The sequence below is a fragment of the Pantoea sp. 18069 genome, from assembly GCF_902706035.1.
GTDB lineage: Bacteria > Pseudomonadota > Gammaproteobacteria > Burkholderiales > Burkholderiaceae_C > Comamonas.
In genome coordinates this window covers 170,119-194,446 of the sequence record NZ_CACSJA010000004.1, presented here as the reverse complement: position 1 = coordinate 194,446, position 24,328 = coordinate 170,119, and the positions used below count along the sequence as shown (strand labels likewise).

The window sequence follows — 24,328 nt, the reverse complement described above, 5'->3', positions numbered from 1 at the left end:
GGCTATTTTCTTAACCCGGCCAATCACACAAAACGTGATCAGGTAAGGCCAAAAGCATCGGATGCTTCGCATCCGGCGCTCTACCTCCCCGGCATGAATGCCGAGGTTTCACGCGCACTCTGATGAAAATTCTTACCGGTCATCCAAACCGCGCTCGGAATCATCCTTTTCGTGATCGGCTGGTTCAAATTCCCGAACATCGACCTCCTCATTGAAACTGACCCCTTTTCTCGATGTATCGGAGACTTCATCGAGATCGTCAACCCCTGCCAGATCAGGGGGGCCATTCAACTCCGCCCATTGGCTCAACGCATTCTGCCGAAGGATCTTGGCGGCCTCCAACGATTCCCGCCCCTGCTCCACTGCACTCATCAGCAAAAAATCTGCCAAATCGACATCCATCGCTTCGATTGCCAAATCCGCGGCAGTCTTGCCATCTTTCGTCACCCAGGCAACGTCAGCCCCGGCCGCCACCAGTTTTTTGGCGAAGACAGCATCACCCCTTTCAGCCGCAAAACACAAGGCTGTATAACCTTTTTCATTACGATCGTTAATGATACCTGGGTGATTGATCATCGCCAACAGCAAAATATCCTTCAACGCTGGCCCGGCTGTTTTTGATGCCAGCATCAACGCATTGTTACCTCGCCAATCCTTCGCGCTGATATCCAGATTTTCACGAAGAAAATCCTGTACCAGATCAACATCGATATCTTCCCCATGAAGAGAGTTCAAATACATCAGCAACGCTGTAGAACTGGAGTCATCCACAATATTGACATCCGCGCCAACACTCAATAAGAATTTCATTGCGCCAACGCATCGCCCTTCAGCCGCCAACATCAGCGCTGTCTCACCAGCGTTATTCGTTGCATTCAAATCTATCTGTGGTTTCTCTACCAGAAACAACCGCAGCATCGGCTCATCGCCTTCGAAGGCGGCATGCATCAAGGCTGTCCAGCCATCTTCATCCTTGGCGTTGACATTCTCGGTCCTCAACAATGGCCCTACCTTTTCCAAATCCCCGCTTTTCACGGCATTGATCAACAGGGTGTCCACTGCGGCGACCAGATCTTGAGCAATCGGCCGATGAACTGGCTGAATAGTCATAAACACTCCACAGAAATTGCATGGACTAAAAAGAACTGTCGATCAAGCAATCAACAAACCGGCCGAGCAGCAACCGCGTTTTCACAGGGCCACGCCAACGCATCCACGCCTTGGCGCGCAGGTCGCAGGCCATCCGCTTGGCCTACCAACTGGATCGTATGCATTTACAACAACGCTATCATTCAATTCAATCGATATCAGACAGACGATTACGACCATCATTGACACTATCAATAAGTTTTACAAACTCATGGTACTGATTGACTTGCGCCAGGCTGCGGGCTGACCAAGCACCATTCACTTGCACATTAACATCCGCCCCCGCATCAACCAGCAACTCGAAATAATCATAATCCATATCAACAACGGCATGCATCAAAGCGGTGCTGCCACGACCGTCAACCGCATCAATATTGTGCAAGACCATTTCATTCTCCAGAAAAACCTTCTTGGCGTCCCTGCCAAATTGGCCTGAAAGAAGCATCAGCGCAGTATGACCATGGATATCCTGACAACTTACATCCACATTATTTTCAACAAACCACTGCACCACTCCAGCATCAACATCGTCACCATTGGACTTAATATAATGCATTAGCGCATTACTTCCCGATTTATCAACAATATTGACATCAGCCCCCCGCCCCAGCAACAACCTTACATCACCCCCACCACTTTTTCGAGCAGCCAGAATCAGTGCGCTCTGATTTTCATCATTTGTCAAATTCAAATCAAAATCAACACCTCTCTCATCCAACCCATCAAGGAAATTCTCAAAAAAATCTTCTTCTGAAACAGCCGCATACATCAAGGCCGTCCATCCTGCACAATCCTTGATATTGACATCCACACGCCCATCAGCCAACAAAATATCGACAGCATCCCATTCGCCAGCCTTCACTGCACACATCAGGGCAGTGCATCCATCAGCATCCATGGCATTGACATCTACCGCCGGATTACTCAACAACGCCCGCAATTTCTTTGAATCTCCATCATTCACCGCATTTGCCAGCGAGTCTTCAACCGAGACGCTCACAGTTTTGACTGTCGCCAATGGCATTCTTTGTATGAACATGATTCTTGAACGTAAATTTTCAGAACAGAAAGTCAATGAAGCCAGGTTCATCATAGGAGCAAGAAACATATCTACCCGTGAAACCATGACAGGCAGTTCATAGGTAGCAATAGAGACTGATTTGTTCCACTTGATTTCTAGAAAATTCACGCTGTTGCATGTATCCGCTGAGGAAGCTGTGCACGGATGACCATGAGTGCGTTACGCGCATCTGGAAGATGAAAACTGCCCATGGGCCTGTTGGGGGATTTCCCCGGTTTGATGCGTACGACGCCTCCTGCGCACGTACCTGTTCCATGACCCGCGCAATTTGCGTCTGACCCGTCACAGCTTGAACGGCGTGATGGTCTGCACACCATGCTGGCACAGCGGCACCTGCCCGAACTGCTCTCAGGCACCCGAAACGGGTACTGCACCTTGGCTCGAATACGTGCCAATGGGTCGCTGATCGACGCCGTACACATCTCCGAGGGGTTCGCGCAGTTCCCTTCAGCGCAACACAAACCAGCGCGGGGGCTGCTTTACATCGCTCGCCAGCGCGCCCACCCCTTCGCACGCAGGTCGCAGGCCGGGCAGGTGCCGCAGCCATAGCCCCAGCCGTGCAGCACCTCGCGCGTGCCCTGGTAGCAGGTGTGGGTGTCGTTGACGATGATGTCGACCAGCGCCTGGCCGCCCAGGTCGTGCGCCATCTGCCAGGTCTGGGCCTTGTCTATCCACATCAGCGGCGTGGCGATGCGCAGGCGCCGCTCCAGGCCCAGGTTGAGCGCGACCTGCAAGGCCTTCATGGTGTCGTCGCGGCAGTCGGGGTAGCCGGAGAAATCGGTCTCGCAGACGCCGGTGACAATCACCTGCAGCCCGCGCCGGTAGGCGAGCGCGCCGGCCAGCGTGAGGAACAGCAGGTTGCGGCCGGGCACGAAGGTGTTGGGCAGGCCGTCGGCCTGCATTGCGAAGGCCACGTCGTCGGTCAGCGACGAGCCGCCGATCTGGCGCAGCACGTCGAGCGACAGCATATGGTCTTCGCCCAGCCGCGGCGCCCATTGCGGGAACTGGCGGCGCAGCTCGGCCAGCACGTTCTGGCGCGCATCGAGTTCGACATGGTGGCGCTGGCCGTAGTCGAAACCCAGGGTTTCGACGCGTTCATAGCGCGACAAGGCATCGGCCAGACAGGTGGTGGAGTCCTGTCCACCGGAAAAAAGGACCAGGGCGGTAGTGTGCATGGCGGGCATTAAAGCACTGCCGGCCTGCAGGCCGATACACCGCGAAACAGTTTCTTACCGCTTTGCAGGCCTGCGCCACGGTCCACGCGGTTTTTTGCCGCGATTTGCGGCCAAACCCGCGCAGTCCCCATGACAAGCCGCGCAACAGTCGCTAGCATGGGTGCACACCCCGCGCCGCCCTCGTCCTTCGACCTGACAGGAGTCTGCATGCTTGCACTCTACATCGGCAACAAGAATTACTCATCGTGGTCCATGCGGCCCTGGGTGCTGATGCGCCAGGCGGGCATCGCGTTCGAGGAGGTCAAGGTGCGCTTCGACAGCTTCTCGCTGCAGTCGGAGTTCAAGCAGCGCCTGCATGCGGTCTCGCCCGCGGGCAAGGTGCCGGTGCTGGTCGACGGCGACCTGGCCATCTGGGACAGCCTGGCGATCGCCGAATACCTGGCCGAGCAATACCCCGACAAGCACCTCTGGCCGCGGCTCGCGCCCGACCGGGCCCATGCGCGCAGCATCTGCGCCGAAATGCACGGTGGCTTTCCCGAACTGCGCAGCCATTGCCCGCTCAACGTCGAAGCCCATCTGCCCGCGGCCGGCGCGCAGATCTGGAACGAGCAGCCGGGTGTGCGCGACGACGTGCAGCGGCTCATAGAGATGTGGAGCGCGCTGCTCGCCACGCATGGCGGCACGCTGCTGTTCGGCCATTTCACCATTGCCGACGCCTATTTCGCGCCGGTCTGCCTGCGCCTGGCGACCTACGCGCTGCCCGTGCCGCCGCAGATCGACGCCTACGTCAAGCGCGTGCAGGCCCTGCCCTCGGTACAGGAGTGGGTGCAGGACGCGCTCGCCGAGCAGGACTTCATCGACTTCGAGGAACCCTACCGCGAACGCCGTTGAACGTGGGGGCCGCAGTGCCTGCGGCCGTCTACCCTCGGTGACGCCAAGGTACTGGACGTGCGCGCCAAGTCGCGTCAGGATGGTCAATCCTCACCACTCGCATCCACTCGCATGTCGCCGTTCTCATTCAGCACCGTCGCGCAAGTCATCATCCAGACGGGTGCCGCGCAACACATAGGAGAAATCCTTTCGCAACGTTTCACGCCCGGGCGCGTGATGGCGGTGACCGACAAGTTCCTGGTCCGCAGCGGACTGCTGGAGCCGGCGTTCGCCTCCTTGCGCGCCCATGGCTGGGAGCTGCTGGTCTGCGACGACGTCGAGGCCGACCCGCCGGACCATGTGGTTGAAAAGGCCGCCGCCCGTGCCCGGGAATTCGGCGCCACGCTGGTGCTGGGCGTGGGCGGCGGCTCGTCGATGGACGTCGCCAAGCTGGTCGCGGTGCTGGCTGCGAGCGAACAGCCGCTGAGCGCCATGTACGGCGTCGAAAAAGTCCAGGGTGGCCGCCTGCCGTTGGTGCATATTCCGACAACCGCCGGCACGGGCTCGGAAGTCACGCCCGTCGCCATCGTGACGACCGGCGCCACAACGAAAAGCGGCATCGTCGCGCGCCAGCTCTATGCCGATCTGGCGGTGCTCGACGCCGCGCTGACCGTAGGCCTGCCACCGGCAATCACCGCGGCCACCGGCATAGACGCCATGGTCCATGCAATCGAAGCGTTCACCAGCAAGCGGCTCAAGAACCCGCTGTCCGACCATGCGGCCACGCTGGCGCTCAAGCTGCTGTCCACCCACCTCGAACAGGTATGCGCCAATGGCAGCGACCTCGAGGCACGCGAAGCCATGCTGCTGGGCTCCATGCTCGCCGGCCAGGCCTTTGCCAATGCGCCGGTCGCGGCCGTGCACGCCCTCGCCTACCCGCTGGGCGGGCGCTACCACCTGCCCCACGGCCTCACCAATGCGCTGGTGCTGCCGCATGTGCTGCGCTTCAACGCCCAGACGCACCCGCAAGGCTATGCCGAGCTCGGCGCGGCGCTGGGCCTGGCGCAGACCGGCACGCCCTCCGAGCGCGCGGCGGACTTCATTGCCCACATCGTCGCGCTGATCGAAAGGACCGCGCTGCCCATGCGCCTGCGCGACCATGGTGTGGCCCAGGACATGCTCGCCACGCTGGCCGCCGACGCGATGCTGCAGGAACGCCTGCTGATGAACAATCCGCGCCCGCTGACGCTGGACGACGCGCTGGCAATCTACTCGTCTGCATTCTGAAAGAATGCTCCCCCCCCCCCTGAGCCGCTTCGCGGCTTCCCCCTCCAGGGGGACGGCACCATCGCTGCGGGGGGGCCGCCTAGGTGCGGCCCTTGCTCGGCGCCCCCACGATGGGACATGCTAATCCCAAGGGCATGGAGCGGCACAAATGCTACGCACTCAAAATGTCGCCCCAAATCCGGCGACACTTGGCGCATGAGTTCCATCCAAATCCTGATGGTCGGCGGCGCGGTGCGTGACCATTTGCTCGGCCGGCAGGTGCATGACCGCGACTGGGTCGTGGTCGGTGCCACGCCCGAAGAAATGGTCGCCCAGGGCTACCAGCCCGTGGGCCGCGACTTCCCCGTCTTCCTGCATCCCCAGACCCACGAGGAATACGCGCTCGCGCGCACCGAGCGCAAGAGCGGGCGCGGCTACCGCGGCTTTGCCGTGCAGTCGTCGCCCGACGTCACGCTGGAGGAAGACCTCGCGCGGCGTGACCTGACGATCAATGCCATGGCCGCGCCGGATGGCTGGCCCGAAAGCGGCACGCTCAGCGACCCCTATGGCGGCCAGCGCGATCTTGCGGCCAGGCTGCTGCGCCATGTGACCGAGGCGTTTCGCGAAGACCCGGTGCGCATCCTGCGCGTGGCGCGCTTTGCGGCGCGGTTTGCCGACTTCAGCGTCGCGCCCGAAACCATGGCCTTGATGCGCGAGATGGTCGATGCCGGCGAAGCCAGCGACCTGGTCGCCGAACGCGTGTGGCAGGAAATCGCGCGCGGCCTGATGGAAACCGCGCCCGAGCGCATGTTCGAAGTGCTGCGCGACTGCGGTGCGCTCGCCGTGCTGCTGCCCGAACTCGCGCGCCTGTGGGGCGTGCCCCAGCGCGCCGAATACCACCCCGAAATCGATACCGGCGTGCACGTGATGATGGTGCTGCAGCAGGCCGCGCGCCTGCAAGTGCCGCTCGCCGTGCGCTACGCCTGCCTGGTGCACGACCTGGGCAAGGGCACGACGCCGGCCGACGTGCTGCCGCGCCACATAGGCCACGAGCAGCGCAGCGCGCAACTGGCCAGGCAGGTCGGCAACCGGCTGCGCGTGCCCAGCGACTGCCGCGAACTCGCCGATGTGGTTGCGCGCGAACACGGCAATATCCACCGCAGCAGTGAGCTGAATGCCGCCGCGCTGATGCGGCTGTTGGAGCGCTGCGATGCGATTCGCCAGCCCGCGCGCTTCGCGCTGGCGCTGCTGGCCTGCGAATGCGATGCGCGCGGGCGGCTGGGCCTCGAAGACCAGCCCTATCCGCAGCGCGCGCGCCTGCAGGCGGCACTTGACGCAGCGTTGAGCGTGCCCACCGCCGAGGTCGCGGCCCAGGCCGCGGCCGAAGGCCGTACCGGCCGCGCCGTGGGCGAGGCCGTGGCCGCCGCACGTACGCGCGCCATCGACCGCTGGCTGGCCACGGACCCAGGGTAAAACCGGGGTCCATTTACCCGTTTTGGGCCGAACATGGGCCATTCGTCCACCCAAAGGAGATAAGTCCATGCAATACGCGCCTCCCGGCTCCGCCGACGCCCTGCACAGCTTCCAGCCCCAGTACGACAACTTCATCGGCGGCCAATGGGTGCCGCCCGCGGGGGGCGCGTATTTCGATGTGGTCACGCCAATCAACGGCAAGGTCTACACCAGGGCGGCGCGCGGCACGGCCGCCGACGTCGAGAAGGCGCTGGACGCCGCGCATGCCGCAGCCGACGCCTGGGGCAAGACGTCGGCCGCGGCGCGCAGCCAGATCCTGCTGCAAATCGCCGACCGCATCGACGCCAACCGCGAGCTGCTCGCCTATGTAGAGACCGTGGACAACGGCAAGGCGATACGCGAGACGCTCAACGCCGACATTCCGCTGGCGGCCGACCATTTCCGCTACTTCGCGGGTGCGATCCGCACCCAGGAAGGCGGCATCAGCGAAATCGATGGCGACACCGTCGCCTACCACTACCACGAGCCGCTGGGCGTGGTCGGGCAGATCATTCCCTGGAACTTCCCCATCCTGATGGCCGCGTGGAAGCTCGCGCCCGCGCTGGCCGCGGGCAATTGCGTGGTGCTCAAGCCCGCCGAGTCGACGCCCATAGGCATACTGGTGCTGGCCGGCCTGATTGCCGACCTGCTGCCGCCGGGCGTGCTCAACATCGTCAACGGCTTCGGCCGCGAAGCCGGCATGCCCCTGGCAACGAGCAAGCGCATCGCGAAAATCGCCTTCACGGGCTCGACCAGCACCGGCCGGGTGATTGCCCAGGCCGCGGCCAACAGCCTGATTCCCGCGACGCTGGAGCTCGGCGGCAAGTCGCCCAACATCTTCTTTGCCGACGTCATGGACGAGGACGATGCGTTTCTCGACAAGGCCATCGAAGGGCTGGTGCTGTTTGCGTTCAACCAGGGCGAAGTCTGCACCTGCCCGTCGCGCGCGCTGATCCAGGAGTCGATCTACGAGCGCTTCATGGAAAAGGTGCTGCGCCGCGTCGCCGCGATCAAGCACGGCAACCCGCTGGACACCGACTCGATGATGGGCGCTCAGGCCAGCCAGGAGCAGATGACCAAGATCCTGTCCTATCTCGACCTGGGCAAGCAGGAAGGCGCCGAAGTGCTCTGCGGCGGCAGCGTGGCCAAGCTCGAAGGCGATCTGGCGGGCGGCTACTACGTGCAGCCCACGCTGTTCAAGGGCCACAACAAGATGCGCATCTTCCAGGAGGAAATCTTCGGCCCGGTGCTGGCCGTGACCACCTTCAAGGATGAAGCCGAAGCGCTGGAGCTGGCCAACGACACGCTCTACGGCCTGGGCGCAGGCGTCTGGAGCCGCAACGGCAACCGCGCCTACCGCATGGGCCGCGCGATCAAGGCCGGCCGCGTCTGGACCAACTGCTACCACCACTACCCCGCGCACGCGGCGTTCGGCGGCTACAAGGAATCGGGCCTGGGCCGCGAAAACCACAAGATGATGCTCAACCACTATCAGCAGACCAAGAATCTGCTGGTGAGTTACAGCGAGGACAAGATGGGGTTCTTCTGAAACGACGCGTGCTGGAGGACAGGCCGTTCATCCTTCGACAGGCTCGGGACGAACGGTTGATACATCCGTTTGCCCGGAGCCGGTGAAGGAAACCCGCCATGGTCGAAACCGTCGTTGCAACGCCCGCAGCCGAAGCGCTGATTGCCGAGCTCAAGAAGAAGCACGGGCCGGGATTGATGTTCCACCAGTCGGGCGGCTGCTGCGACAACAGCGCCGCCAACTGCTATTTGCTGGGCGAGCTGACCACGGGGCCGGGCGATGTCTATCTGGGCCAGATAGGCGGATGCCCGTTCTACATCAGCCGCTCGCAGTATGCGAGCTGGCGCCACACGCAGCTGATCATCGACGTGATCGACGGCCATGGCGGCGGCACGTTCTCGCTGGAAGGCCCCGAAGGCAAGAGCTTTCACACGCGCTCGCGCGTGTTCACCGCAGACGAACTCGCGCAGCTCGAAGCCCAGGGCGAAGCCAAACCACCAATCTGACTCAAAATCCTATTCTTGGATTGATTCACGCCAGCTCATGAAACTGGCGAGCCCCAGCAAGGGGGCAGCGAGCAAGGGCCGCCCCGCAGCGATGCTGCCGTCCCCCTCCACCGAAGGATGAGAGGGGGAAGTCGCGTTAGCGGCTCAGGGGGTTTGTCATATGACTGACTGGACCCAGCGCTGGATATCGGCCGCGCCCATCGCGCCCGATATCCGGCCCAGCTCCTGCCCGCCGCGAAACACCACCATCGTCGGAATGCTGCGGATGTTGTAGGGTGCAGCGGCCTGGGGGTGGGCTTCGGTGTCGAGCTTGGCGAGCTGCACGTCGGGCGCGAGCGCCTGGGCGGCCTGGGCAAAGGCCGGCGCCATGCTGCGGCAAGGCCCGCACCAGGGCGCCCAGAAATCGACGACCACCGGCACCTGGCTGCGCCCCACATGCTTGGCAAAGCTCGCCGCGTCGAGCGCCACGGGTTCGCCGGTGACCAGCGCCTGGTGGCAGCTGCCGCAGTCGGGCGCATTGCCCAGCTGCTCGCGCGCGATGCGGTTGGTGGTGTGGCAGTGGGGGCAGACGAAGTGCAGGGAATCGGACATGGGGCGCCTTTGTCGAAGTGTGGAAATTTGGCCGCAGCCATTGCCTTTATCTCTGGGCTAAGCCGCCGACTTCAACCCTAGACAAACTTGGCAATCAGCGCCGCAATGACGCTCAGCAAAATCGTGCTCGCAAACGGCAGAAAGATCTCGCGGCCGAAAATGCGAAAGCGCAGGTCGCCGGGCAGGCGGCCCAGGCCTATGCGCTCGAGCAGGTTCGACAGCCCGTTGATCAGCAGCAGCGCCAGGAAAATGATGATCAGCCAGCGGATCATGGAGCGGTCCGGTTCATCACAGCCGGTGCGTGCGGTCGCCCTGCACGAAGCCCAGTGCCGGCCAGGGCGCTACGCCGCGGCTCAGACCAATCACCTTGAACAGTTCGCCCATTTCGTGCTCCATCATCAGTTTGGCGGCCATGGCGCGCGGGCCCTGCGGCATCTGCTCGAGCTGCTGCAGCAGGCCGCAGTTGATCAGGAAATGCGCCTGGGTGGTATAGCCCAGCACGTCCATGCCCGCCTCCTGCGCGGCCACGGCAATGCCGGTGAAGTTGACATGGGCGGTGATGTCCTTGAGGCCCAGGTCGGCCAGGGGATTGTCATCCACGCGGTGGGCGCGGTGACAGACCAGCGTGCCCATGTGGCGCTGCGGGTGGTAATACTCGTCTTCGCCAAAACCGTAATCGATGAGAAAGGCCGCGCCGCGCGTCAGCCGCTCGGCCAGCGTGCGCACAAAGGCTTCGCCCTGGGCGTGAATTTCGGTCAAATAGTCCTGCGGGCCTTCGATCTCGAGCGGCGGGCGCAGCGCCGTGGGCCTGTCCTCCCAGGCGAAGCCGCCAGCGGCGCCGTCCCAGACCACGCCGCGCTCGAACCATTGCCCCTTCTTGCGCATCAGCAGCTGTACCGGCATCGCGTCGAGCACCTCGTTGCCGACCACGACGCCCTGCATCGCGTCGGGCAGTGCATCGGCCCAGTGCAGCTTGGCGGCAAACGGCGCCAGGCGCTGCTGCTGGCGCGCGCGCAGGCTGCCAGACAGGTCGACAATGGTGTAGCGCTGCACCTGGTCGCCCAGCGTGCCCAGCAGCTGTTCGGCCAGCGCGCCCGTGCCCGCGCCGAATTCCCAGACCTCGCGCGTATCCGTGCGCTCGAGCGCCTCGGACACCTGCGCGGCCAGCAGCCGGCCGAACGCCGGCGAGATTTCGGGTGCGGTGACGAAGTCGCTGCCGGATTCGGGCATGCTGCCGAACTTGGGGCGCTCGTTGGCGTAATAGCCCAGGCCCGGGCTGTAGAGCGCAAGCGCCATGAACGCGTCAAAGCCGACCCAGCCTCCCGCGGCCTCGATGCGCGCGCGGATCTGCTGGCTCAGTACGCCCGCTAAACTTTCACTACTGTCCGTCATTGGTCTGTCTTTCCGGCAACAAGCCGCCATTTTCGGCTGTAATTGCCGGTTGCCATTTTTCCGCACGGAAATCTCCGTGCGACGACCCGCAACATATCGAGGAACTTGAATGCAACAGCGCTGGGTATTGATCACGGGCGGCGGCCTGCGCCTGGGCCGCGAGTTCTGCCTGGCGTTCGCGCGCGCGGGCTGGAGCGTTGCCTGCCACTACCTGCGCAGCCGGGGCGCCGCCGAAGCGACCTGCGCCGAAGTGCGCGCCCTGGGCGTGCAGGCCCTGGCCTTTCAGGCCGACCTGAGCGACCGCAACGCCGCCGCGCCGCTGATGGCCCAGGTCTACGCGGCCTGCGGCGCCCTGCCCCAGGCGCTGGTCAACAACGCTTCGCTGTTCGAACCCGACAGCGCGCTCGATTTCGGCGCCGACCTGGCGCGCGTCGACCGGCAACTGCACACCAACACGCTGTCGCCGCTGCTGCTGACCAGCGACTGGGCCCGGCGCTGGCAGGCCCACGACCGCGCATCGCCGCCCGCGCCCGGCGGCGCACGGCCGGTCGCCATCCATGTGCTGGACCAGAAGGTCGTCAACCTCAACCCCGACTATTTTTCCTACACGCTGTCCAAGCTCGCGCTCGAACGCGCCGTGGCGCTGCAGGCCCAGGCGCTCGCGCCCCATGTGCGCGTGGTCGGCCTCGCGCCCGGCCTGATGTACCCGAGCGGGCCGCAAAGCCAGGACAATTACGACCGCGCGGCGCGCGTGAATCTGCTGCGTGCGCCGTTGCAAGCGCAGCATGTGGCGCAGACCGGCGTCTTCTTCGCGGAAAACCCGGCAATTACAGGAATAACGCTATGCGTGGACAATGGACAGCATCTGGTGCCGCTGGAACGTGATGTCATGTTCATGATCGAGTGAATCGCGCACTGTCCCGCCCACCCCTGCCTTGGCCTTTCACCATGACCGAATCCCCGCCGCGCATTGCCGCGCATGATCTTCTGCTGCAATGTCGGCGGCTGTTCCTGCAAGGCCTCGAAAAGCAGGTCTCGATCGGCATCCACGACTTCGAGCGCGCCGCGCCCCAACGCATGCGCTTCGACATCGACCTGTATGTGCCGCTGCGCGCGACCACGCCCAGCACCGACGCGCTGCACGAAGTCGTCGACTACGATTTCGTGCGCGAAGCCGTGCAGCGCGAAGTCACGCGCGGCCATATCGCGCTGCAGGAAACGCTGTGCGACGCCCTGCTGCAGACGCTGCTGGCCCACCCCCAGGTGGTGGCCGCACGCGTGGCGACCAGCAAGCCCGACGTCTACCCCGACTGCGCCGCGGTCGGCGTGGAAGTCTTCACCATCAAGCCGAACGCGGCCGAACTTCTTTCCTTTCCATCATGAACTCAGCTGCTGTGGGCAGCCAAACCCTGAACCTGACCGGTTTGCGATTTGACGCCAACCTGGGCATTCTTGCCCATGAGAAGACCTCGCCCCAACCGATACAGGTCGATGCCGAGTTGAACCTCGGACCGCAGGCCCTGCGCCCCAAGGACGACGACATCGGCCATGTGCTCGACTACCGCAAGGTGCGCCAGATCATCATCGACGAGTGCACGGCCGAACATGTCAACCTGCTCGAGAGCCTGATAGGCAAGCTCGCCCAGCGTTTGATGTTGTTACCTGGCGTGCGCGGCGTTCGCGTGAAAATTGCAAAACTCGAAATCTTTGACGACTGCGAAGTCGCCATCCGCATTGAAACCGGACAATGGTGAGCCCCCGATGAACGCCACGACAGAACACAACCCCTGGATAGACGAAGCGCCCGCCGCCGACGATGCCGCCGCCGCCGCCAAGGCCGCGGGCATCAAGATCGAACGCGAGCAGCACAAGCTCGAGAAGCGCCTGTGCCGTGAGGTCGGCCGCGCGATCACCGACTTCAACATGATCGAGGAAGGCGACAAGATCATGGTCTGCATGTCCGGCGGCAAGGACAGCTACACCATGCTCGACATCCTGCTGAAGATGCAGCGGCGCGCACCCGTGAAGTTCGAGCTCGTGGCCGTCAACCTCGACCAGAAGCAGCCCGGCTTTCCCGACCATATCCTGCCCGAGTACCTCAAGGGCCTGGGCGTGCCGTTCCACATCGAGACGCAGGACACCTACAGCGTCGTCAAGCGCGTGATTCCCGAAGGCAAGACCACCTGCGGCCTGTGCAGCCGCCTGCGCCGCGCCATCCTGTACAAGGTGGCCGACCAGCTGGGCTGCACAAAAATAGCGCTCGGCCACCACCGCGACGACATCCTGCAGACACTGCTGCTCAACATGTTCTATGGCGGGCGCATCAAGGGCATGCCGCCCAAGCTGGTCAGCGACGACGGCAAGCATGTGGTGATCCGCCCGCTGGCCTATGTGCCCGAGAAGGACACGGAACGCTGGGCGAAGTCGCAGAACTTCCCCATCATTCCCTGCAACCTCTGCGGCAGCCAGGACGGCCTGCAGCGCGTGGCCGTGGGCGAAATGCTGCGCGAATGGGAGAAAAAGCACCCGGGCCGCATCGAGAACATGTTCCGCGCAATGCAGAATGTGGTGACAACGCATATGCTGGACCCGAAGCTGCACGACTTCAAGAACGCCAGGGCCACGGGCATTGCGAACCCCGACGGCGACATGGCGTTCGACCACGAGGAATTCCCGGCCGCGGCCACGCTGCCCGGGGTCCAGGTCGTCCAGCTGTCCTGACCGGGCCGCGTCGTCAGGGTGCAAAAGGTGTCTGCTCGCCACCTCTGCACCCCGGTTTTGCACAGCGAGCGAAGGAATATGCCATGGCATCCACCCGCTGGAAACTCTCCCTGACGGTGCTCGGTTGCGCCGCGCTGCTCGCGGGCTGCGCCAGCGTGCGCGACGTGCAAAGCGATGTGCAGAGCTTCTCCACGCTCGCGGCCCTGCCCTCGCCGCCCACTTACCGGCTCGAGCTGCTGCCGTCGCAACAGGCGAACGCACCGCAGTTCGCAAGCATAGAGGCGCTGGCCCAGCAGTCGCTGGCCAAGGCCGGACTGCAGCGCGACGACAGCCAGGGCAGCCTGGTGGTACAGATCGGCGCCCAGGCCCGCTACACCCGCGACATGGCCGCCTACTACGGCCCTTATGCCCCCTACGGCCCGCGCTGGAACTGGGGCCTGGGCTTTGGCCGCGGCGCGGGCTGGGGCATGGGCTTTGGCGGCTTCATGTTCGATACACCGCCGCTGCTGCATTACCGCGCAGTGAGCGTCGTGATGCGCGAGCAGCGCACGCAACGCATCGTCTACGAGACCTCGGCCGTGCATGAAGACGTCTGGACCAATGATCCGGCGATTTTCGGCGTGCTGTTCGACGCCGCGCTCAGCGGTTTCCCCAACCCGCCACAAGGCACGCGCCAGGTGCGTACGCCGCTGCCGGTGTCGGGGCCGGCCACGCCGGCACCTGTGTCCGTACCGCAGCCGGTGCCCGCGCGGCCGTGAGCGGCCCTGCCCTGAAACCGCATAGGCTGATCAGTGCGCGTGCGGGATATTGGGCATGCACATTGAAAACAATGGCCCCCACGCTGCGCCGCTGCGCGGGTCGCGGCCCCCCGAGGAGGTTGTCCGCTGCCTTGGGGCGGCCCGGCGCTGGTGTATGACTCCCCGCGCTTGCTCGGCAAGCGTATATTTGGCCCAGGTACGCTTGGCGACGTTTTAGCACTGCTCAGTCGGCTCGAACAGCAGAATTTCTGTGTCCAGGTCTCCCAGCGCCTGCTCAATTTGCGCGCGCACAGCAGCCCATTGCAGACCCCCATTGCCCGCACCCAACGGCGGAATGGCAATCGACTTGACCTGCTGCTCGAGCAGAAAGCGCCGAAGGTCCTGCAGCCCGGCAACGACCCATTCCATGCGCGATGGCGCACGCCAATGCTGTTTGGTCGGAAAGTTGACGATCCAACGCGGCCCATACAGCTCATTGACCTGCGTCACAAACATCTTGCCGGTCTGCACCTGGCTGGCTTTGCAAGCGGCCGCATAGAGGCGAAAATTTCCGTCGAAGCGCTCTTTAAACATCAGCGCGATGCCTTTGCCCATCACCCCGACCGTGTTGACGGTGTTGACCAAGGCCTCTGCTGGGGCCTCTAGTAAATTACCCCGGGTGATTTTTATCATTTATTGAATGATGTGCATACTCAATTGTAATATTTAAACATACTTGGGCAAATCTCGAACAAATCATCTGGAAGGTTTTCAAAAACGCTTTCCAAATCGCATAAATCATCACTTGGGGATTGATCTTTTGCCCAATATTCATAGAGAGAAAAATCATCTTCATCTGTATCTTCGGAAAATTCGTCTTCGAAATCCCCCAAGAGGGCATTGAGCGCATCTTCGCTGCTCACAAATATTTTGGCAAATTTGCTTGTTGCCACCGTTTTGGGAGCAAGACACTCAGCCATGGTTGTTAGCTGGTTTTTGTAGCTATACAATCCTTCGTAATATTGATAATGCGGCTTCATGTAATTCCAATCGATCTTATTGAATCCAATGGAATAATCAAGAATTTCCGGGGCTTTTCCGCCTGCCAGCGGGTGCTGCGGAATAACTTTCCAGTTTTCTTTTTTTGCGATATTTCGGTCAATTGCAATATAAGCAAATTCTGTATCTTTATAGCCTTTGTGTATGGAATAGTCAAATTCGCTGCCGTAAACCCAATGAAATGGCACAAATTTATCCAGTCCATATTCGGCTCTTTTGCCGATTATCGAGTCGCTGGCGACATCATTGAAGTCATCTGACTCCAAGTCGCTTCTGCATTTGATCCCTCCAGCCATTAAAATGCCTGGAATATTATCCAATGCAGTAATGTGGTAAATATATTGTGATTTTTTGAAATCTGGCATCTTAGTTCAAGTGTTATTTAAAGATGGTCGGTATTTGTTTGGGAAGGCTGTTGATCCCTGGCTGTTCCTGACGGCTTGGCATGCCTTTGAACAAGAGCACAAGCAAGGGGTATGTACCCTGAGTGATCGATAGGTTCCATCAATTGATTTTACTTATTGATAGTTTTATACGTTTTTCGAGAAGCAATTCGTCGCGCATCCGGTTGCTCGTCTGGCTGCGTTGTCCAGCGGAGCCTCTGACGACTGCATGAACAGCTCCATGCCGCACTCTTGACCAGGTCGTCAGGGCGTTGCGCCGCATTCCCTTTGCCGATGCAGAGCCGTGCCGGCGAAGCGGGCCATGACAAGCGGCGACCCGAATCAGCAGACGCTCGTCTGCATGGAGGGTGGGTCGCGTGCGGCCGCTGAAGGCTTGGCGGGCTGCGCGCCATCGGCTCTGCTCGATCGCGGCTTGCGGGAGTGCAGGCGCGCCCGTTACGCCCCTTCTTGCACGGCGCTGGCCGACAAAGCGCTGCGCGCAAGGAACTCGCGCCCCATGGGGGTTACCTATGTGTTGCCAGCGCGACTGCCGACCCGGCAGCCGATTTCCCCTTTGCGCCCGTCACGTTTGCCGCGCACCTGCAGACAACGCCTCTTGGCCTGCGCGCGGCGGCGGCACGCACCAGCAACCCATCTCACAGGGAGGAGCGATGAAGCTTCCAGCCAGATATTGGATATCTGCTTTTGCGCTGACAGGCTGGCGCAGTACCCAGGGCACGTCCCTCCCGGCACCATGCAGGTCGCATGAGCGCCGAAAATCGCGCCGCTGTTTGCGGGGAGATATCCTGGTCAAGAACAGGACCACCGACGAGGTCATGGAGGTGAGCAGCGCCGCAAGCGAAGCGCAATGCCAGGGACAGGCAACCTGTTTCAACGGGGTGAGGCAGGCCGCGCCCAAGCTGGTCACCCACTGCCCACGGCACATCATCGACCTGCGGCAACGCCCCGCTCTCCTCCATCGATTTCAAAAATTGTTTTCAAGAATCCCGCGCATCATCGAAACATATCTGGCGCAATTTGTTCATACGGGCAATTGAATGACACGCTCTCGGCGACCGGCGAAACCGACGATGGCCGGTGTCGAATATCGCGTGAAGCAACCGCTGAGCCGCGCGCCCATTTCCTGAAAATCCAATGCCATACGGATCCCCGGGCGGGATCGGGGGAAGGTGCATGCACAGGCCTCAAGGCGTCTTTTCTGGCCAATTGCCGCAGCTATTGGCCAGAAAACCCTGCTGCCTCAATGCACATGGCGAATATCAGGAATCGCCGCCATCAGCGCACGGGTGTAGTCGTGCTGCGGTGCATCGAGCACGGCCTGTGCCTCGCCGGCCTCGACCAGTCGCCCGCGCTGCATCACGCCGATGTCGTCGCACATATGGCGTATCACCGCGAGGTTGTGGCTGATCAGCAGATAGGTCAGGCCGAACTCTTCCTGCAGGTCGCGCATCAGGTTCAGCACCTGCGCCTGCACGGACACATCGAGCGCCGATGTCGGTTCGTCGCAGATGATGAATTCGGGCTGGCTTGCCAGCGCGCGCGCGATCGCGATCCGCTGGCGCTGGCCGCCCGAGAACTGGTGCGGGTATTTGCGCGCATCGTCGGGTGTCATGCGCACGCGGCGCAGCGCCTGGGCCACGCGCTCGGCGGTGTCATCGGGGTGGGCGGTCAGGCCCAGCACTTCGAGCGGCTCGGCGATCAGCCGGGCCACGGTCCAGCGCGGGTTCAGGCTCGCGTACGGGTCCTGGAAAATCATCTGGATGCGCCGGCGCAGGTCGGTCTGCGCCTGGAAGCGGTCCTCGCCATCGAACAGCACCTGGCCGCGCGTAGGCACCGTCAGGCCCGCGACCATGCGCGCCACCGTGGATTTGCCCGAGCCTGATTCGCCGACCAGGCCAAACGTGCGGCCCTGGCGGATCTTGAAGCCCACGCCGTCGACGGCCTGCAGCGTGCGCCGCGGCTGGCGCGACACCACGCGCTCGAGCCAGCCCAGCGACAGATCGAACTCCTTGCCCAGGTCGCGCACTTCCAGCAGCGTCTTTGCCTCCCCGGACGATGCGCGCGGCGCGGGCTCTGCCTTGATGGGCGCTGTTTTCACGGGTGCGGCCGTCGCGGGGGCGTCGATCTCGGGCACGGGCAGGCGCTCCAGCCGCTCGTGCACCGAGGGAATCGCGGCCATCAGCACGCGCGTATAGGGCTGGGTCGGGCGGTCGAGTACTTCACGCACCGGGCCGGTCTCGAGCACCCGCCCCTGGTACATGACCATGACCCGGTCGGCGGTTTCGGCGATCACGCCCATGTCGTGGGTGATCAGCATGGCCGCGGCCTCGCGTTCGCGGCACACGCGGCGCAGCAGCGCGATGATCTGGGCCTGCACCGATACGTCGAGCGCCGTGGTCGGCTCGTCGGCAATGATCAGCTGCGGCTCGGCGCACAGCGCCAGCGCGATCGCCACGCGCTGGCGCATGCCGCCGGAGAACTGGTGCGGATACTGGCCGAAGCGCACCCGCGGCTCGGGAATCTCGACCTCTTCGAGCAGCGCCAGCGCGCGCGCCTTGGCCTGCGCCTCGGACAGCGGCAGATGGGTGCGAATGGTCTCGACCAGATGGCGGCCCACGGTATAGACCGGGTTCAGGCTGGTCAGCGGGTCCTGGAAGATCGAGCCTATGCGCCGCCCGCGGATGCGGCGCATGGCTTCGCCGCGCAGGCCGTCGATGCGCTCGCCGCTGAGCTCGACCGTGCCGCTGGAGATGCGCCCCGGCGGATCGATCAGCCCGATCACGGCCGCGCCGGTCATGGACTTGCCCGCGCCCGACTCGCCGACCACGCCGAGGATTTCACCCGCGGCGATCTCGAAATTCACATCATTGAGCACCTGTACCGGGCCGCGGTAGGTGTCGAACGTCACGCCCAGATCGCGCACGCGCAGCACCGGCAGGGGATGGGTGTCGGAGGAACTCATTGCAGCTTGGGATTCAGGGCGTCGCGCAGCCAGTCGCCGACCAGATTGACGGACAGTGCCAGGGCCAGCAGCACCAGCGAGGGGAACAGCAAGATCCACCATTCGCCCGAGAACAGAAAGCTCTGACCGATGCGGATCAGCGTGCCCAGCGAAGGCTGGGTCGGCGGCAGGCCCACGCCCAGATAGGACAGCGTGGACTCGGCGACGATGGCGTGGGCGAAGCTGATCGCGGCGATCACCAGGATGGGAGCGAGCAGGTTGGGCAGGATATGGCGCGTGAGAATGGCCGTGCGGCTGCGGCCTATGAGTTGCGCGGCCAGCACATAGTCCTTTTGCTTCTCGACCATCACCGCGCCGCGCACCGTGCGCGCGTACTGCACCCAGTCCGAAAGCGCGATCGCGAGAATGATCACCAGCACCGCGACCTGCTCGCGCGCGCCTTCGGCCACCACGCCGCGCACGACGCCCAGGATCAGCATCGCCACCAGGATCACCGGAAACGTCAGCTGCACGTCGGCAATGCGCATCAGCAAGGTATCGAACCAGCCGCCCGCATAGCCCGCGACCAGGCCCAGCGGCACGCCTATGCACAGCGACAGCAGCACGGCCGACACGCCGACCAGCACCGACATGCGCAGGCCGTAGAGGATGGCCGAGGCGACATCGCGGCCCTGGTCGTCCGCGCCCAGCGCATAGAAAGCACCGTTGATGCCTTCGGACCAGGGCGGCAGGAAAGCGTCGTTGAGCTCCAGGCTCGCCGAATCGAACGGGTTCTGCCAGGCCAGCCAGGGAGCGAGCAGCGTCGCCAGCACGATCAGCAGCAGCACCGCGGCCGCGACCTGGACGGTGCGCGAGCGCGCGAACGCGCGCTTCACGGGCGAATCGCTCTGGCGCCAGCCGCGCCGCGGCGCCGCCGGTCTATAGATCACATCGGACATGTTTCATTTCCCTTGTTATCGGCGGCGCAGCCGCGGGTCAACGGCCAGGTAGAGAAAGTCCACCAGCAGGTTGATCAGCACATAGAGCAGCGCAATGAACATCAGATAGGCCGCGATCAGGGGCACGTCCACGCCCTGGATGGACGAAATGAACAGCAGGCCCACGCCCGGCCACTGGAACACGGTTTCGGTCACGATGGAAAACGCAATCAGCGTGCCGATCTGCAGGCCGGCGATGGTGATCACCGGAATCAGCGTATTGCGCAGCGCATGACCGAAGTACAGGTCCTTTTCGCGCAGGCCGCGCGCGCGGCCGAAGCGGATGTAGTCGGAGCGCAGCACTTCGAGCATTTCGGCGCGCACCAGCCGCATGATCAGCGTCATGTTGTAGAAGCCCAGCGTGATTGCCGGCAGGATGATCGCGCTCCAGCCCGAGGCCGTGAGCAGGCCGGTTTCCCAGCCGCCGATCCTGACCGTCGTTCCCCGCCCGAACGACGGCAGCCAGCGCAGCTCGACGGCGAACAGGTAGATCAGGCCTATGCCTATCAGGAACGTGGGCAGCGACACGCCGACCAGCGACACCGTCATCACCCACCGGCTGAGCCAGCCCTCGCTTCTCAAGGCCGTGTAGACGCCCAGCACCACACCGATCACCAGCGCGCCGAGTGAGGCGATCAGCGCCAGCTCCAGCGTCGCCGGCAGGCGCTCGGCAATGACTTCGCGCACCGGCCGCTTGAGGCGGTAGGACACGCCCAGATCGCCCTGCACCACCTTGCCCAGGTAGTGCATGTACTGCAGCGGAACGGGCTGGTCGAAACCCAGCTCGGTGGTCAGCGCCGCACGCTCTTCGAGCGTCGCGTCCTCACCGAGCAGGCTGATCGTCGGGTCGCCGATATGGCGGAACACCATGAAGGCGATGAGGGACACAGCGAGCAGCACCAGGGCCGACTGGCCCAGGCGCCGCAACAGATAGGCCAGCATGATTGCCTCACTTCGCGCCGAGCTGCACGTCCTTGAAGAGCACGGCGTTGTCCGGGTGCACGGGCACGTCGATGCGCTTGATCGACGCGAAATGGATCACCTGGTCGTGCAGCGGAATGTAGAAACGCTCCTTTTGCACCACGTCCCAGATGCGCTTCGTGATCTCGTCGCGCTTGGCCTTGTCGGACTCGGAAGCCAGCGCCATGATGTCGGTGTCGACCGCGGCGTTGCTGAAGCCCGTGGCGTTGGTCGGGCCGCGACCGTCCTTGCCGCGCGTATGCACCAGGAAGTCGAAGATATAGGCCGAGTCATAGGTCGGCACGCCCCAGCCGTAGAGGTAGAAGTCGATATCGGCGCCGTTGATGGCCACGCTTTGCTGCGCGATAGGCCGCGCGACCACCGAAGTCTTGATGCCGACGCGGCCCAGAAAGCCCGCGATGGCGGTGCTGATCGCCTCGTCGTTGACATAGCGGTCGTTGGAGGTGTGCAGCGTCAGGTCGAAGCCATCGGCGTAGCCCGCGTCGGCAAGCAGCTGCTTGGCCTTGGCGACATCGACCTTGGGATAGGCCGCCATGGCCTTGCTGTAACCATTGACGAAGGACGGCGCGATCATGCCCGAGGGAATCGACAGGCCGCGCATCACCGAGCGCTTGATCGCATCGCGGTCTATGGCCAGGTGGATGGCTTCGCGCACGCGCGGGTCGGCCAGCGGGTTCTTGCCCTTGACGCTCGAGTACTTGAGCTCCTTGCCGCCGACGTTGAGGCCCAGGAAGATCGAGCGGTTTTCCGGCCCTTCGTTGATGCGCAGGCGCTGGTCCTGCTTGAGCCGCGCGACGTCCTGCGCCGGGATGTCCTGGGCGAAGTCGACTTCACCCGACAGCAGCGCCGCGACGCGCGTGGCCGGCGATTTGATCGGCAGATAGATCAGTTCGGTGATCTGCAGCGGTGCCTGGCCCTTGCCCCAGTACTGGGGGTTGGCCTTCATGACCGTGCGCGCCTCCTGCTCGCGGCTCACCAGCTGGTAGGGGCCCGTGCCGTTGGCATTGCGCGTGGCGAAATTTTCCGTGCTGCTCGCCGGGTCCTGCGTGGTTTCCGCGCCCTTGGACTTGGCCCAGGCCTCGCTCATGATGAACAGGTTGGTGAGGTTGTCGGGGAAGATCAGGTTGGGGCCGTTGGTCTTGACATGCACCGTGAGGTCGTCGACCGCCTTGACTTCGACCATCGAGGCCAGCAGCGACTTGACCTGGGCCGTAGGCCCCTTGGCGCGCTGCAGCGAGAACACCACGTCCTTGGCGGTGAGCGCCGCGCCATCATGGAACTTGACGCCGGGGCGCAGCTTGAATTCCCAGACCGTGGGGTCGGCGGTGAGCTTCCATGAAGTCGCCAGCGTGGGCACCAGCTTGCCCTTGGCGTCGCGTCCCACCAGGGTCTCGTACATCTGGTGCAGCAGCACGAAATTGGTGCCGGTGTTGAAGGAATGGGGGTCAAGCGTGGTCGGATCGGACGCACGCGCCCAACGCACCGTTTCGGCCTGCGCGCCACTCACGGTCAGCAGGCCTGCGGACAGCAGGGATGTAAACAGCAGTTTCAGCAGCATCGGGTTTCCTCAACAAACGAATAGGACAAGCTGCGCCGCGCACAGCCGTCCTGCCGGCTGCCGCGTTCGCACACTACACGGATGCAAGATCCAGGCCTACATTCCGTGCGCGATCCATCTTGACGGGGCTGCGCCCGGCAATCAAGGGGGAAAACATCAAGCCCGCGGCACGCATCACCTGGCGTCGAACTTCACATCCTTGAAGTGCACCTCGTTTTCCGGGTGCACGGGAATATCGAGCCGCCGCACGGAAGCGAAATGCACCATCTGGTCGTGCAGGGGAATGTAGAAGCGCTGCTTTTGCACCACGGCCCAGATGCGCTGTATGGCCGCATCGCGCCTGGCCTTGTCGGGCTCGGACGCGAGCGAGGCGATGTCTGCATCGACCTGGGGGTTGCTGAAACCCGTGGCATTGGTCGGCCCGCGCCCATCCTTGCCGCGCGTATAGACCAGGAAGTCGAAGATATAGGCCGAGTCGTAGGTCGGCACGCCCCAGCCGAACAAATAGAAGTCGGCGTCGGCGTTGTTGATGGCCACGCTGTGCTGGGAGATAGGCCGCGCGACCACCGTGGTCTTGATGCCCACGCGGCCCAGAAAGCCCGCGATGGCGGTGCTGATGGCCTCGTCGTTGACATAGCGGTCATTGGTCGAATGCAGCGTGAGGTCGAAGCCATCGGCGTAGCCTGCTTCGGCGAGCAGCTTCCTGGCCTTGGCGACATCGACCTTGGGATAGGCGGCCATGGCCCTGGTGTAGCCGTGGACGAACGGCGGCGCGATGATGCCCGAGGGAATCGACAGGCCGCGCATCACCGAGCGCTTGATCGCGTCGCGGTCTATGGCCAGGTGGATGGCTTCGCGCACGCGCGCATCGGCCAGCGGGTTCCTGCCCTTGAGACTGGAGTACTTGAGCTCCTTGCCGCCGACGTTGAGCCCGAGGAAGATCGAGCGGTTTTCCGGCCCTTCGTTGATGCGCAGACGCCGGTCCTGCTTGAGCCGCGCCACGTCCTGCGCCGGGATGTCCTGCGCGAAATCGACTTCGCCCGACAGCAGCGCCGCAATGCGCGTGGCCGGCGACTTGATCGGCAGATAGACCAGTTCGGTCACCTGCAGCGGCGCCCGGCCCTTGCCCCAGTACTGGGGATGGAGCTTCATCACGGTCCTGGCGTCCTGCTCGCGGCTGGCCAGTTGGTAGGGGCCCGTGCCGTTGACGTTGCGCGTGGCGAAGTTTTCCGTGTTGCTGGCCGCATCCTGCGTGGTCTGCGCGCCCTTGGCCTTGGCCCAGGCCTCGTTCATGATGAACAGGTTGGTGAGGTTGTTCGGAAAGATCAGGTTGGGGCCGCTGGTCCTGACCTGCACCGTGAGGTCATCGACGGCCCTGGCCTCGACCATGGACGAGAGCAGCGACTTGACCTGGGCCGTCGGGCCCTTGGCGCGGTTCAGCGAGAACACCACGTCCTTGGCGGTCAGCGTCGCGCCGTCATGGAACCTGACATTGGGGCGCAGCTTGAACTCCCAGACCGTGGGATCGGCGCTGAGCTGCCATGACGTGGCCAGCGAGGGCTGGAGCCGGCCCCTGGCGTCGCGGTTGACCAGCGTTTCATACATCTGGTGCAGCAGCGTGAAATTGGTGCCGACGTTGAACGCATGCGGATCGAGCGACGTCGGATCGGAGGCGCGCGCCCAGCGCAGCGTCTCGGCCTGGGCCGCTGCCGCGGTGAGCAGGCCCGCGGCCAGAAGCGATGGAAGCAGTAGTTTGCGCAGCATGGCGATCTCCTTGGCGAAGAGTGGCAACGATGGACGTCCTGCCGACAATCTTGGCGGGCGGCGCGGCCGAGCGAAAGGATGAATCCATCCCACGC

General features: G+C 63.3%; 23 protein-coding genes and 1 pseudogene. 11 read left to right on the top strand and 13 right to left on the bottom strand.

Annotated elements, in window-relative coordinates:
- Positions 1-132 precede the first annotated feature (132 nt).
- From GVL12_RS05730 to queC, 3 genes are all read right to left on the bottom strand, one after another.
- Positions 133-1,110 carry an ankyrin repeat domain-containing protein gene (locus GVL12_RS05730; RefSeq protein ID WP_159911756.1) on the bottom strand — a complete coding sequence of 326 codons (978 nt, stop codon included), beginning with the start codon at positions 1,108-1,110 and terminating at the stop codon, positions 133-135.
- A 187-nt stretch (positions 1,111-1,297) separates the two neighbouring features.
- The gene (locus GVL12_RS05725) at positions 1,298-2,338 is read right to left on the bottom strand and encodes an ankyrin repeat domain-containing protein (protein WP_159911754.1); all 1,041 of its coding nucleotides are present in this window, start codon (positions 2,336-2,338) and stop codon (positions 1,298-1,300) included.
- Between the two features lie 371 nt (positions 2,339-2,709).
- Positions 2,710-3,405 (bottom strand): 7-cyano-7-deazaguanine synthase QueC, encoded by a 696-nt coding sequence (gene queC, locus GVL12_RS05720; protein ID WP_200843515.1) that lies wholly within the window; start codon positions 3,403-3,405, stop codon positions 2,710-2,712.
- A 207-nt stretch (positions 3,406-3,612) separates the two neighbouring features.
- On the opposite strand from queC, the gene GVL12_RS05715 reads away from it, so the two are divergent.
- The 5 genes from GVL12_RS05715 (at position 3,613) to GVL12_RS05695 (ending at position 9,087) form a co-directional block, all read left to right on the top strand.
- Positions 3,613-4,296, top strand: coding sequence for a glutathione S-transferase family protein (locus GVL12_RS05715; RefSeq protein WP_159911750.1), 684 nt, complete (start codon positions 3,613-3,615; stop codon positions 4,294-4,296).
- Positions 4,297-4,407: 111 nt separating this feature from the next.
- Positions 4,408-5,562 carry an iron-containing alcohol dehydrogenase gene (locus tag GVL12_RS05710; protein ID WP_159911748.1) on the top strand — a complete coding sequence of 385 codons (1,155 nt, stop codon included), beginning with the start codon at positions 4,408-4,410 and terminating at the stop codon, positions 5,560-5,562.
- Between the two features lie 195 nt (positions 5,563-5,757).
- The gene (locus tag GVL12_RS05705) at positions 5,758-7,014 is read left to right on the top strand and encodes a multifunctional CCA addition/repair protein (RefSeq protein ID WP_159911746.1); all 1,257 of its coding nucleotides are present in this window, start codon (positions 5,758-5,760) and stop codon (positions 7,012-7,014) included.
- Positions 7,015-7,081: 67 nt separating this feature from the next.
- On the top strand, positions 7,082-8,602 hold the full coding sequence (locus GVL12_RS05700; protein WP_159911744.1) for an aldehyde dehydrogenase family protein: 1,521 nt from the start codon (positions 7,082-7,084) through the stop codon (positions 8,600-8,602).
- Between the two features lie 98 nt (positions 8,603-8,700).
- Positions 8,701-9,087, top strand: coding sequence for a DUF779 domain-containing protein (locus tag GVL12_RS05695; RefSeq protein WP_159911742.1), 387 nt, complete (start codon positions 8,701-8,703; stop codon positions 9,085-9,087).
- A gap of 156 nt (positions 9,088-9,243) precedes the next feature.
- Here GVL12_RS05695 and trxC read toward each other — a convergent pair whose 3' ends face one another.
- From trxC to GVL12_RS05680, 3 genes are all read right to left on the bottom strand, one after another.
- The gene (gene trxC, locus GVL12_RS05690; RefSeq protein ID WP_159911740.1) at positions 9,244-9,678 is read right to left on the bottom strand and encodes a thioredoxin TrxC; all 435 of its coding nucleotides are present in this window, start codon (positions 9,676-9,678) and stop codon (positions 9,244-9,246) included.
- Between the two features lie 77 nt (positions 9,679-9,755).
- On the bottom strand, positions 9,756-9,950 hold the full coding sequence (locus tag GVL12_RS05685; RefSeq protein ID WP_159911738.1) for a DUF2905 domain-containing protein: 195 nt from the start codon (positions 9,948-9,950) through the stop codon (positions 9,756-9,758).
- Between the two features lie 16 nt (positions 9,951-9,966).
- Positions 9,967-11,070, bottom strand: a complete 1,104-nt coding sequence (locus tag GVL12_RS05680; RefSeq protein WP_159911736.1) for a class I SAM-dependent methyltransferase — start codon at positions 11,068-11,070, stop codon at positions 9,967-9,969.
- 109 nt (positions 11,071-11,179) lie between these two features.
- Between GVL12_RS05680 and GVL12_RS05675 the strand changes: the two genes are divergently transcribed.
- The 5 genes from GVL12_RS05675 to GVL12_RS05655 all read left to right on the top strand — a co-directional run bounded on the left by GVL12_RS05675 (position 11,180) and on the right by GVL12_RS05655 (position 14,549).
- A complete protein-coding gene (locus GVL12_RS05675) occupies positions 11,180-11,977 on the top strand; it encodes an SDR family NAD(P)-dependent oxidoreductase (protein WP_159911734.1) in 798 nt (265 codons plus the stop codon).
- A 41-nt stretch (positions 11,978-12,018) separates the two neighbouring features.
- A complete protein-coding gene (locus GVL12_RS05670) occupies positions 12,019-12,453 on the top strand; it encodes a dihydroneopterin aldolase (RefSeq protein WP_159911732.1) in 435 nt (144 codons plus the stop codon).
- Positions 12,450-12,824 carry a dihydroneopterin aldolase gene (locus tag GVL12_RS05665; RefSeq protein WP_159911730.1) on the top strand — a complete coding sequence of 125 codons (375 nt, stop codon included), beginning with the start codon at positions 12,450-12,452 and terminating at the stop codon, positions 12,822-12,824. Before GVL12_RS05670 ends, GVL12_RS05665 begins: the two co-directional genes overlap by 4 nt.
- Before the next feature lie 91 nt (positions 12,825-12,915).
- A complete protein-coding gene (gene ttcA, locus GVL12_RS05660) occupies positions 12,916-13,791 on the top strand; it encodes a tRNA 2-thiocytidine(32) synthetase TtcA (protein ID WP_235033809.1) in 876 nt (291 codons plus the stop codon).
- Positions 13,792-13,874: 83 nt separating this feature from the next.
- The gene (locus GVL12_RS05655) at positions 13,875-14,549 is read left to right on the top strand and encodes a DUF4136 domain-containing protein (RefSeq protein WP_159911726.1); all 675 of its coding nucleotides are present in this window, start codon (positions 13,875-13,877) and stop codon (positions 14,547-14,549) included.
- A gap of 216 nt (positions 14,550-14,765) precedes the next feature.
- Here the strand turns inward: GVL12_RS05655 and GVL12_RS05650 are convergent.
- Both GVL12_RS05650 and GVL12_RS05645 read right to left on the bottom strand, forming a co-directional pair.
- A pseudogene (locus GVL12_RS05650) lies at positions 14,766-15,221 on the bottom strand (macro domain-containing protein); the annotation flags it as partial.
- A 20-nt stretch (positions 15,222-15,241) separates the two neighbouring features.
- A complete protein-coding gene (locus GVL12_RS05645; protein ID WP_159911724.1) occupies positions 15,242-15,952 on the bottom strand; it encodes a DarT ssDNA thymidine ADP-ribosyltransferase family protein in 711 nt (236 codons plus the stop codon).
- Between the two features lie 689 nt (positions 15,953-16,641).
- Here GVL12_RS05645 and GVL12_RS05640 point away from each other — a divergent pair.
- Entirely contained in the window at positions 16,642-17,028 is a 387-nt protein-coding gene (locus tag GVL12_RS05640; RefSeq protein WP_159911722.1) for a hypothetical protein, read from the top strand.
- 203 nt (positions 17,029-17,231) lie between these two features.
- Here GVL12_RS05640 and GVL12_RS05635 read toward each other — a convergent pair whose 3' ends face one another.
- The 5 genes from GVL12_RS05635 to GVL12_RS05615 all read right to left on the bottom strand — a co-directional run bounded on the left by GVL12_RS05635 (position 17,232) and on the right by GVL12_RS05615 (position 24,233).
- Positions 17,232-18,953, bottom strand: a complete 1,722-nt coding sequence (locus tag GVL12_RS05635) for an ABC transporter ATP-binding protein (protein ID WP_159911720.1) — start codon at positions 18,951-18,953, stop codon at positions 17,232-17,234.
- Positions 18,950-19,891: an ABC transporter permease gene (locus tag GVL12_RS05630; RefSeq protein WP_159911718.1), complete on the bottom strand. Its 942-nt coding sequence runs from the start codon at positions 19,889-19,891 to the stop codon at positions 18,950-18,952. Before GVL12_RS05630 ends, GVL12_RS05635 begins: the two co-directional genes overlap by 4 nt.
- A gap of 15 nt (positions 19,892-19,906) precedes the next feature.
- Positions 19,907-20,872: an ABC transporter permease gene (locus GVL12_RS05625; protein ID WP_159911716.1), complete on the bottom strand. Its 966-nt coding sequence runs from the start codon at positions 20,870-20,872 to the stop codon at positions 19,907-19,909.
- Positions 20,873-20,879: 7 nt separating this feature from the next.
- Complete coding sequence (locus GVL12_RS05620) at positions 20,880-22,469, bottom strand: ABC transporter substrate-binding protein (protein WP_159911714.1); 1,590 nt, start codon at positions 22,467-22,469, stop codon at positions 20,880-20,882.
- Between the two features lie 174 nt (positions 22,470-22,643).
- The gene (locus GVL12_RS05615; RefSeq protein ID WP_159911712.1) at positions 22,644-24,233 is read right to left on the bottom strand and encodes an ABC transporter substrate-binding protein; all 1,590 of its coding nucleotides are present in this window, start codon (positions 24,231-24,233) and stop codon (positions 22,644-22,646) included.
- Positions 24,234-24,328: the final 95 nt, after the last annotated feature.